The sequence below is a fragment of the Paenibacillus sp. FSL K6-2859 genome, assembly GCF_038008265.1.
GTDB lineage: Bacteria > Bacillota > Bacilli > Paenibacillales > Paenibacillaceae > Paenibacillus_AQ > Paenibacillus_AQ nitricinens.
The window spans coordinates 91285-107958 of sequence record NZ_JBBOYU010000002.1 but is presented as its reverse complement, the minus strand read 5'-3'; the positions used below and the strand labels follow the sequence as shown (position 1 = coordinate 107958).

Sequence of the window (16674 nt, the reverse complement as noted above, 5' to 3'; positions counted from 1 at the left end):
TGGAGGAATAGAAAATATGAAATTCATGGAGTTTAAGCATAAAGATATTTATGTAAAAACACATACTTCTATTATTGTAACCCGTGAAGTAAATGAGAAAGATCGAAAGCAACAGAATGAGTTGGTGTATGCAAACGTCATTGATATTGATTCCAGAGTGCAGGCGATGTTTGCTCAATTTCATCATTCTCGGAAGAAAAGTGATGTTTTCTTCCGAATATCTCATGCACCACGGATTGGTGAAAAAGATTATGATAAGAGCTCACTTTATGTTTATCCATCCGGAAAATATAAGCATATGTCTTTACGCGAGGATGATACTTTTGTTACTGGGTTAGTCGTGAGTGAAAAGGTATTAGAACGCCAAAAAGATGGCTATATCATATTCGCATGGGATGGGAACATTCATGAGAAGCTTTTTTGGACCATTGATTCGTATTATGAGACACCATTGCTTGAAGAGTGGACACCTTATCTCTATGAGCAGCTAATAAAAAGTAAAGGCTTAGTTCCTTTGAACGTACATGATTTTTCAAATGATAATCCTGAATTGGTCGTTTATGAATTACTGGTTGAGGAAGATGTGCTTGATGGCTGTATTTCATTTGGTCTTCAGACTGGCGCATTAATACTCACAGAAGATGAACAAGTACAGGAGGTTGTCTAATTTGAATTATCCTGCGGTTATGGATAAAAGCCAAGATGAGCTATTAGAGATCAATGATCAGCAGTCAGGTGTTCAAGAGCAGGGAAACGAAGCAGAGCATGAGACAGAAGATGGGGTTATAGGAGCGGGAGAACTCAATACACTGATGGACATTGAAAACATAGGGGATTATTTATCCATGTTCGGAGCGGATTTAATCCGGCGCTTGGATAAAGAGTATGTGCCGATCCATCACCCAGGGAGAGATGAACCGCTTGAGATCCTCAATCATTTCAAGCGGCCTTTATTTAAGTCCCAAGCTCACCTTGTGACTGCTTTGATTAAAGGATTACGTAAATCACGTAATCTTTTCCTTATTGGTGAACCAGGCACCGGTAAAACGGCTATGAGTATTGCTACCTTTTTCGCACTGCTCTCAGAAGTTCTGCATGGTCGAGGTCGCGTAATATATATGGTTCCAAACCATCTCATTGAGAAAACAAAGCGTGAAGTCGGACTTCTCCTAAATAAAGAGTTATTTGAAGTCCAGTTTTTGAATAATTATGTTGATGTTATCCACTTAAGAGATAGCAAAAAAATGGAGACCGCTCCTACAAAGATAGAGGTCTATATTATTGCAAGGGATACAGCCAAATTAGGATATGTTAATGCTCCTGCAGCTAAGTGGGTAGATCGTACGTATACCTGTGTCCCAAAGGTAGGTAGCGAGGATAAACCTATTACAAAAACAGCCTTTAAGGGATGGGTTTGTCCGGACTGTGGTGGTTTACTCATGAAAGAAGAAGAGAGAGATCTAGTACCGATGGAGTACGAAGATTTCTTTAATAAACAGGGAAAGCCGACTCGGCGTAAAAATAATCTATATTGTTCCAATTTGGTTTCTTATGTTAAGGCCACACGACATGTAGAGGAGTCACAGCTGGATGGATCTATTAAAAAGAGGCCTATTTATGAGATGGGAAATCGTAAATGTAATGCTTCCTTGTGGACGGCGAAGAATCATGATCAAAGCAGCTACTCAGGGCTAGCGAAAAAGCCAGTAGGTCCAGCTCCTCGTAAAGTGTCGCCAGCGAACCTCTTTAAGCGTTATTTCAAAAATAAATTTGATCTAGCTATTGGAGATGAATGCCACGAACGTGCGAAACGTTAGCATATAAGTTCCTTTGGAGCGAAATTGCTGATCTCGATTTTTGAGATACAACTGATAGATTGATGTTGGGAATGAGGCCGCCATGTCGAGCTAAAACCAACAGCCTAATACTCCTACATGCTCTGTAAGATGATAGTCCAATGGGTATGAAGCTAGGTAAAGTCGGCAGAACCGCTCCTAAGTCATTTATGGAGCGGGTATCCCGCTCCAGGAAAAGATATGGATCGGGATATGCCGGGGCGCTATAAAATGTCCACGGTGAGAATGTCCCAAGGGTGGGACTGACAAACCTGCGAATGAACGTATCCAGAGGCATAAGCTTGGGGAAACCCTTGCTACCGTGTGAAGCGGGGTGAGATACCGATGAGTAAGAGTGTTCGTTATGAAAGTCGGGATAGCCAACAATGGGGCTATAAGGCTCACGGGTACAAAGCAGGCACCTAAAGGCATATGTACAGCTAAATCTATCGGAACGTTGTAAGCAACAGACCTTCATACCAAACGGCTATCACCGGAAGGGTCACTATAAGGCTTCAGCCGAAATGTGTTTGTTGTTGTGAAAGTAGGGGCACAGTACCGTTGAAACTGTGGAAAAACAGTGGAGGGATAGCCCCAAGTCTACAGATCACCATTTTACATTCTAGCTTGCTAAAGTTCATCCTTCGGGTAAGAAGGTGAGTTGGATTCACTCTTAGGGGGTGGTCCTACACCGATGAACACAAAGACGTCCTGAGGCAATAAATACTACGAATCAGTGGAGATTCAAAAAGACCTTTACGCCCAGAGTAAGAGCGGGAAGCGTAATTTCAGAGACCTCATGGAAATGATCATCTCCGACGAAAATATCCTTTTGGCCTACCGCATGATTAAAGCCAACACGGGTTCCAAAACCAAGGGTACAGACGGATACACGATCATACACATGGCAGAACTGGATCAGACCCACTTCATACAATTCATGCGGGAAACGGTAGTAAACTACCGCCCTCGTGAAGTAAGAAGAGTCTGGATTCCAAAACCAAACGGAGACAAGCGACCGCTCGGAATCCCTAGCATCATAGACCGCTTAGTTCAGCAAATGTTCCTGAATATTCTTCAGCCCATCTGCGAAGCTAAGTTCTACAATCACTCATACGGATTTCGACCTAACCGATCGACTAGACATGCTATAGCAAGGGTGCAGACGTTGATTAACATCAACAAACTGCATTACACAGTGGACATCGACATCAAGGGTTTCTTTGACAACGTGAACCACAATTTGCTTATTAAGCAGCTATGGAACATTGGAATAAAGGACAAGCGTGTGCTGTCAGTCATCAGTAAAATGCTCAAAGCCCCTATAAAGGGTGAAGGCATTCCAACCAAGGGAGTTCCGCAAGGTGGTATCCTGTCCCCGCTGCTCTCGAACGTGGTTCTTAATGACCTCGATCATTGGGTAGCTGATCAATGGGAAACTTTCGATAAAACCCGTCATATTTACTCATGCAACGATAAGAAGTACCGAGCATTGAGAGGCGGAAGCAATATGAAAGAAGGATTCATCGTCCGGTATGCTGATGATTTCAGAATAATGGCCAGGGATTGCACGACTGCACATAAATGGTTCCATGCAGTCCGTAAGTTCCTAAAGGATAGGTTGAAACTCGACATATCCCCGGAAAAATCCCGAGTTATTAACCTTCGGAAGAAAAGTTCTGAGTTCCTGAGCTACAAGTTCAAGACCGCTAAGAAAGGGCATAAAATTGTCGCTTTCACTTATGTCTCAGATAAAAAGACCAAGCAAATGCAGGGTACTTTGAAGAGACATATTGAATCAATCCATAAGGACGCGAGCTCGGAGAACATCAACCGTTACAACTCGATCATTTTGGGTATGCACCATTATTATAAGTATGCTACCCATGCGACTGTAGCTTTCCGTGACCTTGATTTCCGGCTCATGAAAACCTTGAGGTATCGTCTTAAGAACATCGCATCCTATGAATATCCTTCAGGATTGCCGCCGGAGGCGACTTACAGGAGGCACTATCCTGTCACGAGGAGGACATATAAGATCGGAGATTTGTACATCTTCCCAATAGGGAACATCAAGTCCATTCCGAACTTAAACTACTCCCAATCCACGAACCCGTTTGACAATGATCGAGATTTTGCATGGGACTCACAGATTGTAATACTTATGAGGTCCAAACTGCCTAACCGATCCGTTGAATACATGGACAATCGGTTGTCAGTTTACTCCATGCAGAAGGGACGATGCGCTATAACGGGAATCCCGTTACAAGCATCAGACGTTCACTGTCATCATAAAACCCCTATATACCTTGGTGGGGGAGATGACTTTAAGAATCTTACAATTGTACACCGAGACATTCATAGGCTGATACACGCGACGAACGAAGAGACTATTAAGAAATATCTCCACTATTTTAATCTTAACGCAATGCAGTTGAGAAAACTGAATCAACTCAGGAGCCTTTGTAAGCTAAATAGGGTGTAATAGGTAGGCTAGTAGATGGAACGCCGTATGAACTGAAAGGTTCACGTACGGTGTGGAGCCGGGGAAAAGGGAGCGATTGCATCAAACCCTTACCTATGGCTATTTACGGGTGGAAGCGCTCAAGCGCATGCTTTTCATGTATTAATTGGTTGTGCGAAGAAGTCCATTGCAATGACTGGGACACTGCTCAATGGATATGCTAGTAACCTATTTGAGCTTATTTTTCGTATGTTTCCACAGCGATTGAAGCAAATGGGGTTTAATTGGGGTGATGTTGGGAAATGGATCGATCTTTATGGCGTACGAGAAAGGGTAACCAAAATTCGTAAGGATAATGCATTGAATTCATCCAGTAATGGATCTTCTGTTCGAACTAGTGTAAAGGAATTGCCGGCAGCTGCACCTCAGCTTTTCACGGACATGCTAAGTGACGTCGCCTGCTTTATTCAGATGTCTGATATGTTCGAAGTTTTACCTGAGCTGCAGGAAGGGCCCTTGAACGTTAAGCTTGGGGGAGAAAGAACCTTTGTATCCTGTACAACGAGAATTCAACGAAAACCAGGACGCACTAAACGAATAGTGAAGAAGGGTATTCGATTATTGGCTCCTCCGTGGTATTTGGAAAAGAACTTGAATGAAGTATCTGATCTATTGCGTAAAGCTGTACAGAAAGAAATTGAGGCAGGTGGACAACCTGTCTTACTCGGAAGTTTACTTAATACACTTTTATCTTATCCAGATGTACCATTCAACTTTAAAGGTGTCTATCATCCTGACACTGGGGAAGAGATTGTCTCGCCGCGATATCGACTTAGCGATCGGTTGTTATATCCAAAAGAACTGCAGCTGATCAAATTCGCTAGGGCAAGGATCAAAGCGGGACGGAAAGTTGGAGTATATGCTATGTACACTGGAAAGCTGGGTACACTCGAGCGCTTACAAACCTTATTTGAGGAGCGCGGAATCAAAACGGGTGTTCTAGAATCCAGTGTAGATGGACCTCTACGGGAAGCTTGGATTGCGGAGCGGGAACAAGAAGGAATTCAAGTTATGCTCACGAATCCAATTTTGGTGAGTACAGGTTTAGATCTTCTGAATTTCCCATCTCTCTATTTTTATCAAACGGGGTATCGATTATCTATTGTTCGTCAAGCAAGCCGGCGACATTGGAGAATTGGTCAGCAGGCTCTGTGTGAAACTGTATATAGCGGTTATAAAGGTACGATGCAGGAATTAGCGATCAATCTTATGGCCACGAAAATGGTTACAGCGCTTGCTTTAGAAGGACAGTTTAGTCAGGATGGTCTTGCTGCCTTAACGGAAAGTTCCGGAGGAAGTTTGGCGAATGAACTTGCTAAACGCTTTGTAGGGAACAATATTGCTGGAGTAGAGAGTGCTGAATCCATTTGGGGCAAGATGTCTGTTACGCCTACACATTTGGTTCCTATTACTCCAACAACAGTAATAACAGATTTGGAAGTGGATAATATCATTGATAAAGTTCCTACTACCTCTACGTATTTTGGAACAACTTTGGAAGAAGCGTTAGTATCTTGGGTACACTCCATCGTTCCAGAAGACATGCATGGGCGGTTTGAACAACAAATCATATATGTATCCAATAACATTGAGCTAGGGGTTGATGGGTTAACTGTATCAAGAACATCTTTCCTGGAACCTTATGAACTGCATTGGGATCCTACTAAGGTACAGTTAAACGATATCGATTTCCGCCGGTGGTTGTTAGCATTGACAACTAAGCCGGTTGAATCAAATGTTATGAGAGATAACGAATGGAAGCTGGAACTTCTTGTTGAAGGAAAGGCACTAGGGACTAAGAGGAAAAAGTCGTATAACGTTTCTGAGGGGCAGATGGTTTTTAATTTCTAGTCTTGGATATAAAATAACTATTCAAGTAAATTAAAGGAGAAAGCAGCAGTTGCTGCTTTCTCCTTTTTAATCCGAACGTTATTAAAAAAGATGATTATAACAATGTAGGTATGCTTCTTGATAAGACATTTTACTTTTATTGTGTATAAGAAGTGAAGAGGAAGTAACTTTGATTAGCAGCCCAGTTATAATATTTGGAAACAGTATAATTACTGCTAGGATCCTTAACGCCTAACTCGAAGACACCATTGGTAGATCTGTATCCATTCCCTGTCTGCCAATGCCAACTTACAGCTGGGTCAAGCCAAGGGAAGAGAAAATTCAATCCGATTGTATCCCACATCACCAGGGGAGGTCTTGAACTGACGATACGATCTTTAAATTTATCTGTAGCACCAGAGGAACTTCCGTTGACATTTGTTGCTGACCATCCGCTCATGTGCATATTTAGCAAATACGATGTCATATACGACATATTCCCAGCAGATGTACCAAAAATACCCGATCCTAGTAAATTATACATTCCATTAATCATTTGTGGTTCTGAATTATTAAAATATGTTTGCATATCATGAACATTGAGTCCTATACTATGCAGATATTGAATGGCCATCGATAACGAAGTAGGACCGCAGGCGCTTTTAGGATGATTAACACCAGTTTGATATTGATTCATAGATGGAACCGCCAAATAGTAAGTAGATGGATAAGCTAATAAAGAAACATTCGAGTTTAGCTTCTGTTGCCACAGCTGGGGAGAGTTAGGGTCCTCGTTCAGCTCTAATTTGTTAAGTACATTAGCTAAAGTCAATGTTGAAGCATCAGTTATAGTCTTTTGTTGCAGTAGTTTTTCATTATACGTTTTTACTCCTAATTCAATTTGAGCTATTAGTTCATCGGCATTAGCTGCCGCGGCTTGATTCTCACCTCCAAAGTAATATAACTTCTTGCCTGTTTCCGGTGATTCTAAAGAATCTTTGGCCGGTGCACTACTGTATTCTAGTATCGGAGTTATATCATACCTTGCTCCAGAAATATAGTATCCAACGCTTTGTCCATCATCCATAAGTTGGAAGTAGTAACCCATAATATTATCATGAATATCATACAAGTCTGCACGATGAACCACCTGTACATGATTCCAAAGCCCATAAAATTCATGCTCAGGAGTTAAGGATTTGATATCGTTTTCAACAACTTGCATGGCAGTATTAACGGGGATTATTTCACTATTTGCACTTGCCGGAGGTGGGATTAATGCAGTAGAACCCAATAGTACGAGTAAGAGAAACATGGCTATTGTTTTTTTTACAAACATTCTATCATCTCCTTATGTTTGGATAAATGATCTTATTAGTCTAGTTTCCTCCTTTAATTACATATTATACTATATAATAGAGTGTGAGATATGATTTAATTAACTAAATATGGGGTTTTGAACAGAAAAAGCAAGGAATTTTCCGAATTCGGATGATTCCTTGCTTTTTTCAAAATAAATAAGCGCAGCTACTTTGATCCTGCCTTACGTTTATCGAGTTCATATTGATAAAGATCATGAATTTCTTTGTTTTCAATATCTTGACCTACATAAAAAACTAAAGATGGATCACTCACGGGGTATGCATAAGTAAGGTATGTGCGGTGCATAAAATCAAAGTCCATTTTTTTTAACTTGAATTCAATTTGATATTTATTTTCTAAATAGACTTCGAATTGTTTTTTCTGTGCTATGGACTTCCATGGTAATCCAAAGAATAGAAAGTATATTCCTATAAGGATTATCAAAAAAATTATAAGAAAGAGCGACTTTTTACTTAGAATGGGATGTTTCATTATTCACAACCCTCCTTGTGATTTAATTGTAAACGATTACTTAATAGAACTATACGAACTATTATATGACAAAAAAATTCTAATAAGTCAAAAATGGATGAAGTTTCTGTTGATTCACATGTTTATTTTTCAATATTTCAAATAATTACTAAGTACAGAATTTATTTTGAGTTTTGGGAGTTCCGTTATATGATAATCCCACAGACAGAATAATGGAGGTTTTATCCAAATGGTAATGAAACAGAAAATATACCCGACGTGCCGTTTATGTGACAAGCTTAATGCAGAAATGACTCATTGTGCGATCTATGGTGCGCTTGCTCCAGAGAATATTGATAATACTGCTCTTGCTGGAGCTTGTTCTCTATCTGGTGAGTATGTACGATTGCTTCATGCTTCACCTAATGAATACAATTATGGTCGTTTACCAGATGGTAAATTAGTAGATGAGGAAGAGGATAGACAGTTATTTATTTTTGACAAAAAAGATGAAACCGATAAGTTTATAGAGAAACATGGGATTACTTTGGAACAATGGGCAAATTCTTTTTTTATAAAAAGATCTATTTCTAAGAATGAAACTGAGAATTAACAACCAACCCACTATATTATCTAATCAATATAATAGTATATATATTATATTGATTGTGGGAGTGCTAAACGATGTATGAAGAATTAGAAACAAAACTTATGTTTGATGGAAATCATGTGCTTTCAGTGTATTCCCATGAGATATCCGTGGGAAGAAACGGGAAAAGAGTCATTGAAATTGGTGATGCTATTGAAAGAAAACTATGGGATTTATCAGTGTCGCGATTAGTGAGTATAAAAGAGTTATTAAAAAATGATAGCTCATTTATTGCTGAAGATAAAATTCAATTTAAAGTGATCCAAACCATTAATAAAGTGTTGGTTCAGAGAAAATTTATGAAAAAAAATTTATCGTTGAGATCAGGATTATTACCTGAATGAAATGATCTTTTGAAGTTTAGTGTGTGTGAGGTATCTGTTAATTAACCATTTGGATATCGATAGCGTAGGAGCAACTTAAAACCAGCTAAGTTGCTTTTTTTGTGTTTTTAGAGGTTAGAATTACTATATATGAAGGGTTTCAGTGTTCTTAATTAGAGTCTAGGAGAATAGAGTATAGAGAAGGTTTAAAATTGGAGATTTATTGATGAAGATTCTCTTAATCTCTTAAGTGATATACATAGTTATTTATTAATGTGTTTATATTCTTTTATTTTATTAATATGTTTATTGTTTTAAGAGGCTGAAATGCTAGTACCTGTAAGGGTTAAACATAGATTAGTGCCACTAAGAAGGGAGTTAAATGCCACATCAAAGGGAGTCTATGACCACAAAAAAAGGAGTACTAGGTACCACATAGAAGGGAGTCTAATGCCACATTAAAGGGAGTATAGGTGCCACTTACAAGGGAGTCATTACAAGATCGGTTGTATATAGTTTAGTTAATCCCTTTTGTGTGGCATTTAGCACTGTGGCTGTACTAAAAATCAGAGGTGATCTCATGGATTTGAGTGAAATCACCTCTGATTTACATCCGAAATAAGTCTGTTTTAGAGCATGTTAGCCTAAGTGCCACATAAAAAGGAGTGTTTGTTGAGATAGCAATAAAGAAGTTACTATAGTACTCCCATAAGTGAGGCTTTTAGTTAGAATGCCACACTTACGGGAGTAACAATCGATTATATGACACTTTTAACGTCATTGGACTCCTTTTCATGTGGCCTTTAGTTAAAATGCCACACTTACGGGAGTGACAATCGATTATATGCCACTTTTAACGTTAATGAACTCCTTTTCATGTGGCACTTTAGTTAAAATGCCACACTTACGGGAGTGAACAATCGACTGTATGCCACTTTTAACGTCAATGGACTCCTTTTCATGTGGCACTTTAGTTAAAATGCCACACTTACGGGAGTGAACAATCGATTATATGCCACTTTTAACGTCAATGGACTCCTTTTTTTGTGGCACTTTAATAGAAACACCATCAAATTAGCTATTTTGAGTACTCAGACTCCTTATGATGTGGCATTTATTAGAGTTACAACTCTGATAGTGGGTAAGATTCTGAAAAAAATGCCACATCGAAGGGAGTAGATATTACTTTTAAGGTACAATACAATCTATATATTAAATAAAGTTTAGTGAGGGTAACGCATGATAGAGAAAGAGCAGCAGTTAGAGTTCGAATTCGAACATGATGCCATCTCGGATCATTACATCGTTTCGGAATCTAATGCATTAATTGAGGCCAGGACTAATCTCACACTATACGAAGAGAGACTAATATACATACTAGCATCTAGGATTCACCCTGATGATACACAATTTAAGACTCATTTTTTCAAGGTTAAGGATATTGCTGAAAAGCTGGACCTTACCGAAAAGAATTTCTATAAACGCGTTCGTGATATAGTAGAGGGTTTACAGGATAAAAAGGTGATTATCGAAGAAAAGAGCATGCAGTCCACACTGTCAGCACATTGGTTGGCTGCAGCAAGGTACTATCATGGTAAGGGTACGATAGAGCTTGAGTTTTCTTCAATGCTTCGCCCTTATTTACTACAGCTCCAGCAAAACTTTACGAAGTTTAAAATGTGGAATGTGCTTTATTTGAAAAGCTTTTATTCTTCCAAGTTGTACAAGCTACTTAAACAGTATCTCCCGCTCCAAAAGAGAAGATTTACACTGGAACAGCTACGGGATATGCTTGAGCTAGAAGAAGGTAAGTATGTGAAATACAGTCATTTGAAAAATCGTATTTTACTATCTTCTCAAATGGAACTAGAAGCTAAGACGGATATAAAATTTACGTTCGAAGAGATCAAAAAAGGTGCTAAAGTGGTTGGTATCGTGTTTCATATCTTCCCGAACCCTCGTGGAGGACGTGAAGGATTAAATGATGCGGAATATATCGCGCAGGAAGATCTCATCGCTTTGTTAGCTCGTTTTGAAATTAATAAAAAGACAGCTAAAGAGCTGATCCATAAGTATGGTGAAGTACTTATACGTGAGAATGTACAGTATGTATATGATAAAAAACGTAATATGGATGTAAGTAATTTAGCCGGCTACATAATAAGAGCAATTGAAGATAACTACGCGGATACTAAGCGTGAGTATGATCCGGAAGATGAAGATGATAAAGCCACTTCACTGATATGGTTAAATGATAGGATCGGCAAATCGATTTTCTTTTATGAGCAGTGTATTCGAGAGGAAATCACGACGAAAGCTGAAGGTATGCTTTCCATGAGACAAAAAATTATGGAAGACATTGTGGCCACCTCTGATCGGCGCTCCATGAACAATAAAAGACCTTTGCAGATCGAAGACTTCACAGATGGTAAAGCAAAAGAGGTATTTAAATATCTAGAATCAGAAAAGGAAGAACAAATATTACTTTAGAGTCCCTACCGTTGTGGTAGGGTCTTTTTTAAAGGAAATCAATATGATTGTTAAAGAAATATAAACTAGAGGACTGAGTTAAATGAGATGGATGGTGCTGGCTAATGGGTTTCGCTATGAGAAAGCGTCCGCGTGTCTCCATGGGTTTACGCCGTTTACCTTTATGTCTCAGCACTTTTACTTCACCTGTAACAAGGCGTTTTTATACCCGGAGAGTTAAATAAAGAAAGAATCAAAAAAGGTTCTCGAGTGGATTTTTTTATATAAACAGATGATAATGAGATAATATGAATTATCCCTATCACATGGATGTAAATAATAGTGCTGTTTAATTTTGATTAAATCATACTGTGAACTTCGGCAGTGAATGGAGGGTTATATGATTGAAAATAATCGATCAAATGGGAGATCAACTCGTTATGCTAGTGCTTATAATATAATTCTGAAAATGATAAAAGATGGGTTGTATCCGGAAGGAAGTAAGTTTCCAACTGAACCGATATTAGCAGAGCAACTTGGTATAAGTAGGTCTACATTAAGACAATCATTAAAATTATTGCAGGAAGATGGTATTTTAGAAACTAAAAAAGGAATAGGGAACTTTGTTCGTAAAACGTTGAATATTGATAATATAGGTATGGAGCGGATGTCAAATCCGTTTTATATGAGTTGCATAGATCCAATTGACCATGTTGATATAGAAATGGAGGTTCAAGTATCAAGCGAACATATTGATCGAATATTTAACAGAAGAACTCCCCTAGCACTTGCGATATATAGGTATTATAAAAGTGAAAATTGTATAAAAGGATCGTGTTTTTCACATGTTGCCACGGACTTTGAATATATTAATTCGATCGATCTGAATAAACACGATGAAGTTTTAGATTTTCTTGAACATGGAATTTATGATTACGGACTTTCCTCTGCTCTTGAAATTCGTCTTGTCCCTGCAACAGAATATATTAAAGAAGCGAACACAGGGAATGAATCGAGTTATTACCAGATGATTATCGAGCGAATCAGTGATAAAACCGGAAACATTATAGCCTATAGTAAATATTATATTCCCTTCGAACGCGCCATTTTCAAAGTTTTTAGGAAACAGTAAAATGTTCATATACAGATAACCTTCTACGTTTTGAGAAATCAAACGAGGAAGGTTTTTTTGTTGTTCCGTATTGACAACGCTTACAACTTGTTTTATTATCAACTTGTATAAAACATACATCAATACATACAACTGAACATCATGTGTTCAATATGTGTGTTGGTAGAGAGGGATGAGTGAATGAAAAAGATTGTTGTGCTAGGGAGTTTAAATATGGACATGGTCATGACGACAGAACGGTTACCCATGATTGGTGAAACGATTTGTAGCGATCAAATTCATTACATGGTCGGTGGTAAGGGATCAAATCAAGCAGTAGCCGTATCACGAATGGGAATTTCGACATCTTTATTAGGTTGTGTAGGGAATGATGCATTTGGTGAAAGAATCCAGAAACATTTATCAAGAGAAACATTGGATATCTCCTCACTGAACATTATAGAAGATACCCCAACAGGAATAGCCACAGTATTTAAAACCAAAAACAATAACGCTATTGTTGTGAATTCAGGAGCTAATGATTGTTGTGATCGACGAATTGTGGAAGAAAACATTGAAATCATTAAACAAGCAGATGTATTGCTAGCACAGTTAGAAATCCCTATAGAGACTGTTGAATATGCATTGCAAAAAGCAAAGGAATTTGGTGTAACAACAATTCTAAATCCCGCTCCTTACAAAGAAATACCGATAGGTTTGATAGAATATGTCGATTATATAACTCCGAACGATACTGAATTTGAAAGTATGATGAGTGGGGAATTAGGATCTTCGGGTGATTTAGAGACAGACATGCTGGAATGGAGTAAGCAAAACAGTGTGAAGTTAATTGTTACCAGGAGTTCGCAAGGTTCCTCCTATGTTGAGAATGGTCAAGTGACTACCATTCCATGTATAAATGTGGATGTCGTGGATACCACAGGAGCGGGCGATACTTTTAATGGAATACTTGCTTATGCAATTGCAGAAAAAATGGAATTACGAGATGCCGTTAGGATAGCAGGAATCGGTGCATCTTTATCGATAAGGGCACTTGGTGCACAAAGCGGAATGCCTTCTATAAAAGAATTAAAAAAATACCTATAAGAGAGGAAGAGTTATAACGATGGTTAAGATGATTTTAGATTTAGACACAGGAATAGATGATGGAATGGCTTTAGCCTACGCAATCGGGAATCCAGAGATCGAGTTAATCGGAGTAACTGGCATTTATGGGAATGTGTACACAGAAGTAGGGGTACAAAATGTTTTGAATATCCTCAATATGTGCAATGCACAAGAAATTCCGGTATTTGCTGGGGAAAACCATGCGATGTGTAAAGATGTCTTTAATCGATTAGAAGTTAGTGCACGTATTCATGGAGCTAATGGGGTAGGACAAATTCATATGGAACAATCGCCACAACAAAAAGAAAAGAAAAATGCGGTCGATTTTTTAGTTGAATCCGCAACAAAATATGGGGATGAATTGGTAATTGTAGCTACCGGGCCTTTGACCAATCTTGCTATGGCACTCAAAAGAGCTCCAGAAATGAAAGACAAAATGGGAAGAGTAGTAATTATGGGAGGAGCATTAACAATCCCAGGTAATGTTAGTCCATATACAGAAGCTAATATTTCGCAAGATCCAGAGGCAGCGAAGTACTTATTTGAAAGCGGTGTAGACGTTACCATGGTTGGTTTGGATGTAACGCAACGCTCTATACTCACTAATGAAAATACTAGAAACTGGAGGAATACTGGAACATTAGCAGGAAAAACATATGCGGATATGATAGATTATTACATTTCACAACATGATGAAATTCAAGGCTGTTATCTTCATGACCCATCTGCTGTTATAAATGCATTACATCCTGAATTTTTTACGATGGTATCCATGCACATGACCGTTATTACACAAGGAGAGGCAGTAGGTAGAACGATTGGAAACCCACAGAAATTAAGAGAAGCAAATCCAAACGTAAAGGTGTGCATTCAGGTAGATTCACAAGCTTTAGTTCAACATTTAAATGAAACGCTAATGCTTGTATTTCAAAACAACTCATAACATGGTTCGGACACTAAAAGAAGGGAGCCTTACCTAATGGATCAAGTAGCAAAGCAATCTCAGCAGCAAAGTCAAGTAACCTACGTCGGAGGTCGTGCAGTAGCTTTGGTAGTAACCTTAATTTTATGTGTCTTGTCGTATCAACTGAATGCAAGCATGCTTACCCCAGCACTTCCAGATATCGCGAAAGCCATGCATGTAAGTGTTAGTCAGGTTTCGCAGGTTTCATCCTTGTTTTTCCTTGCTGGAGCAATAGGTGGCGTCGTACTGAGCCGATGGAGTGATTTTATCGGTCGACGTCGCGCCCTTGTCATTGTTCTTTGCATACTAGGAGCAGGAACCCTCTTATGTATCTTCGCTTCAAATTTTGCGTTTTTATTGATCGGTCGAGTGCTCCAAGGTGCCTCGAGTGCAGCGTTCCAACTAGCTTATGTGATTTTGAGTGAGTCCTTCAGCGCAAAGGTTTTCGGAACCGTCCTAGGCATCCTCACGGCAGTGAATGGAGGGGTTGGAGGTATTGACGGCTATATTGGAGGCCTGCTTAGCAACCAGTTCGGATACCGATCCATTTTCGTCGTCGTCTTTTTTTTGGGTCTCGTCGCATTGTTATGCGTCATGCTCGTCGTCCCCAAGGAAAGAAGGTCTGAAACAACCCAAACGATGGACTGGTGGGGTGCTGCGGTACTTTCCATAGGATTGATCTGCATAACGTACTTTGTATCTAATGGTCCAGCGAATGGTTGGCTAGCACCCATCACGCTTATGTACCTTTTCGGAACTGTTGTCTGTTTCATTGCATTCTGGTTCATTGAGAAGAAGAGCAAGACGCCAATGATATCCGTCCAACATCTACGTTCCCGTCAAGTGTGGCCCGTAATTACTACTACCATTCTGACCTTGTCCAGCACCTTTGCCGTTATCAACTTTACTATCGTTCTGCTTAGTCAGGATCACAATGTAGGGTCGGACTCGACGCCGCTACATCCGCATTACTTTTCCTTACACCTGCCGCATTAATCGGTGTCTTCTCTGCGCCCTTGTCAGGTTGGCTTGCAGGTAAATGGGGCTGGATTCTCTTGCAGCGGGTAGGCATGATCATCAACATTGCAGTCCTCATTGTAATTTCGATACTTCCGCAAAGCCAATGGGTTGTGTTCACTTCCATTGCTGTCTTAGGCGTCACCTACAACGGACTGATTCTTACGACCATCAACGGGCTAGGCGTACTTCTTTCCCCAGAAGAAGCACCAGCAGCGTTGCCAGGACTCAACGGTTCCGCATTCGGTATTGGTGCTAGTCTCGGAATAGGGATCATAGCACCCTATGTTGCTCAAGGAACGATTAGCGGATACAGCACCGCTCTGTGGGTATCTGTATGTATTGCTGTACTTGCATTCATCGCAAGTTTATTCATTGCTCCAAGACAGGGGCAGAAGCTTTAGTGTCAATGTAAAGATGTCAAAGTAAAGGCATTGCAGTTTTATGAATATGTCGATTGACATACAGCATGGTATTTTTGATTTAGTTCTTCATTAGGGCTACAAAGTTGCCACCTGAACTCGTAACCCGCAAAAAGGACACTTTGAAAAAAGTGACCCTCTTGCGGTTTTTTATGTTTTAATGAAAATGGAAGGGTTTTTAGGCAATTCTAAAATATACACCGTGAGAAGAACATCCCTTATTCCTCAGCTATTATAATAGCAGCTGTACAAGCTCCAACAGTATTTCGACGAGAAAATGATGTGGTTTACATTGGTTAGAAACTCCTTATTAACAGAATTACTGCAGATTTATAAAAAACTCAAGTACAAGTGGTAGTTAATGCTGCAAAAATTGACCCCCATAATTACGTGGTCAAAGGCGGAGCAGCAGCCATCCCACTTCCTGGTGCACAGTCGGCCTCAATACTTGATGCATTGGTGAAAGCTGTAGGGAAAACGGCTGCACTGTCTATGGAAAAAGCTATAAGTGATGTTACTCCTCAGATCAGAAACAGCAGACAATATATCATCGGGTAGTACCAGCGTAG

General features: G+C 39.5%; 15 protein-coding genes and 1 pseudogene. 13 read left to right on the top strand and 3 right to left on the bottom strand.

Features of this window, described 5'->3' with window-relative positions:
* Window positions 1-16 precede the first annotated feature (16 nt).
* The 4 genes from MHB64_RS31080 to MHB64_RS31065 all read left to right on the top strand — a co-directional run bounded on the left by MHB64_RS31080 (window position 17) and on the right by MHB64_RS31065 (window position 6210).
* Entirely contained in the window at window positions 17-667 is a 651-nt protein-coding gene (locus tag MHB64_RS31080) for a hypothetical protein (protein WP_076179615.1), read from the top strand.
* A 1-nt stretch (window position 668) separates the two neighbouring features.
* On the top strand, window positions 669-1817 hold the full coding sequence (locus MHB64_RS31075; RefSeq protein ID WP_341136201.1) for a hypothetical protein: 1149 nt from the start codon (window positions 669-671) through the stop codon (window positions 1815-1817).
* A gap of 754 nt (window positions 1818-2571) precedes the next feature.
* A complete protein-coding gene (ltrA, locus tag MHB64_RS31070; protein WP_341136200.1) occupies window positions 2572-4320 on the top strand; it encodes a group II intron reverse transcriptase/maturase in 1749 nt (582 codons plus the stop codon).
* Window positions 4321-4491: 171 nt separating this feature from the next.
* The gene (locus tag MHB64_RS31065) at window positions 4492-6210 is read left to right on the top strand and encodes a hypothetical protein (protein ID WP_341136199.1); all 1719 of its coding nucleotides are present in this window, start codon (window positions 4492-4494) and stop codon (window positions 6208-6210) included.
* A gap of 136 nt (window positions 6211-6346) precedes the next feature.
* On the opposite strand, the gene MHB64_RS31060 is transcribed toward MHB64_RS31065, so the two are convergent.
* Window positions 6347-7528, bottom strand: coding sequence for a hypothetical protein (locus MHB64_RS31060; protein WP_341136198.1), 1182 nt, complete (start codon window positions 7526-7528; stop codon window positions 6347-6349).
* 188 nt (window positions 7529-7716) lie between these two features.
* Window positions 7717-8043 carry a hypothetical protein gene (locus tag MHB64_RS31055; RefSeq protein ID WP_341136197.1) on the bottom strand — a complete coding sequence of 109 codons (327 nt, stop codon included), beginning with the start codon at window positions 8041-8043 and terminating at the stop codon, window positions 7717-7719.
* A gap of 229 nt (window positions 8044-8272) precedes the next feature.
* Here MHB64_RS31055 and MHB64_RS31050 point away from each other — a divergent pair, with 229 nt between their 5' ends.
* From MHB64_RS31050 to MHB64_RS31040, 3 genes are all read left to right on the top strand, one after another.
* Complete coding sequence (locus tag MHB64_RS31050; protein WP_341136196.1) at window positions 8273-8635, top strand: hypothetical protein; 363 nt, start codon at window positions 8273-8275, stop codon at window positions 8633-8635.
* 71 nt (window positions 8636-8706) lie between these two features.
* The gene (locus tag MHB64_RS31045; protein ID WP_341136195.1) at window positions 8707-9015 is read left to right on the top strand and encodes a hypothetical protein; all 309 of its coding nucleotides are present in this window, start codon (window positions 8707-8709) and stop codon (window positions 9013-9015) included.
* Window positions 9016-10233: 1218 nt separating this feature from the next.
* Window positions 10234-11484 carry a replication initiation protein gene (locus MHB64_RS31040; RefSeq protein ID WP_341136194.1) on the top strand — a complete coding sequence of 417 codons (1251 nt, stop codon included), beginning with the start codon at window positions 10234-10236 and terminating at the stop codon, window positions 11482-11484.
* A 97-nt stretch (window positions 11485-11581) separates the two neighbouring features.
* Here MHB64_RS31040 and MHB64_RS33975 read toward each other — a convergent pair.
* Window positions 11582-11680: pseudogene (locus MHB64_RS33975) on the bottom strand (IS30 family transposase); the annotation flags it as partial.
* Window positions 11681-11863: 183 nt separating this feature from the next.
* Between MHB64_RS33975 and MHB64_RS31035 the strand changes: the two are divergent.
* The 6 genes from MHB64_RS31035 to MHB64_RS31010 all read left to right on the top strand — a co-directional run bounded on the left by MHB64_RS31035 (window position 11864) and on the right by MHB64_RS31010 (window position 16663).
* A complete protein-coding gene (locus tag MHB64_RS31035; protein ID WP_341136193.1) occupies window positions 11864-12595 on the top strand; it encodes a winged helix-turn-helix domain-containing protein in 732 nt (243 codons plus the stop codon).
* A gap of 180 nt (window positions 12596-12775) precedes the next feature.
* On the top strand, window positions 12776-13681 hold the full coding sequence (locus tag MHB64_RS31030) for a ribokinase (protein WP_341136192.1): 906 nt from the start codon (window positions 12776-12778) through the stop codon (window positions 13679-13681).
* 19 nt (window positions 13682-13700) lie between these two features.
* A complete protein-coding gene (locus tag MHB64_RS31025; protein WP_341136191.1) occupies window positions 13701-14645 on the top strand; it encodes a nucleoside hydrolase in 945 nt (314 codons plus the stop codon).
* A gap of 36 nt (window positions 14646-14681) precedes the next feature.
* Entirely contained in the window at window positions 14682-15662 is a 981-nt protein-coding gene (locus MHB64_RS31020) for an MFS transporter (protein WP_341136190.1), read from the top strand.
* Window positions 15662-16087 (top strand): hypothetical protein, encoded by a 426-nt coding sequence (locus tag MHB64_RS31015; protein ID WP_341136368.1) that lies wholly within the window; start codon window positions 15662-15664, stop codon window positions 16085-16087. The genes MHB64_RS31020 and MHB64_RS31015 overlap by 1 nt, the downstream gene beginning before the upstream one ends.
* Window positions 16088-16456: 369 nt before the next feature.
* Window positions 16457-16663: a hypothetical protein gene (locus MHB64_RS31010; RefSeq protein ID WP_341136189.1), complete on the top strand. Its 207-nt coding sequence runs from the start codon at window positions 16457-16459 to the stop codon at window positions 16661-16663.
* Window positions 16664-16674: the final 11 nt, after the last annotated feature.

Coding starts and splice junctions, on each gene's coding strand:
- MHB64_RS31035 (WP_341136193.1), top strand. CDS start 11,864: ATGATTGAAAATAATCGATCAAATGGGAGATCAACTCGTTATGCTAGT.
- MHB64_RS31030 (WP_341136192.1), top strand. CDS start 12,776: ATGAAAAAGATTGTTGTGCTAGGGAGTTTAAATATGGACATGGTCATG.
- MHB64_RS31045 (WP_341136195.1), top strand. CDS start 8,707: ATGTATGAAGAATTAGAAACAAAACTTATGTTTGATGGAAATCATGTG.
- MHB64_RS31020 (WP_341136190.1), top strand. CDS start 14,682: ATGGATCAAGTAGCAAAGCAATCTCAGCAGCAAAGTCAAGTAACCTAC.
- MHB64_RS31055 (WP_341136197.1), bottom strand. CDS start 8,043: ATGAAACATCCCATTCTAAGTAAAAAGTCGCTCTTTCTTATAATTTTT.
- MHB64_RS31050 (WP_341136196.1), top strand. CDS start 8,273: ATGGTAATGAAACAGAAAATATACCCGACGTGCCGTTTATGTGACAAG.
- MHB64_RS31080 (WP_076179615.1), top strand. CDS start 17: ATGAAATTCATGGAGTTTAAGCATAAAGATATTTATGTAAAAACACAT.
- MHB64_RS31040 (WP_341136194.1), top strand. CDS start 10,234: ATGATAGAGAAAGAGCAGCAGTTAGAGTTCGAATTCGAACATGATGCC.
- MHB64_RS31025 (WP_341136191.1), top strand. CDS start 13,701: ATGGTTAAGATGATTTTAGATTTAGACACAGGAATAGATGATGGAATG.
- MHB64_RS31060 (WP_341136198.1), bottom strand. CDS start 7,528: ATGTTTGTAAAAAAAACAATAGCCATGTTTCTCTTACTCGTACTATTG.
- MHB64_RS31065 (WP_341136199.1), top strand. CDS start 4,492: ATGACTGGGACACTGCTCAATGGATATGCTAGTAACCTATTTGAGCTT.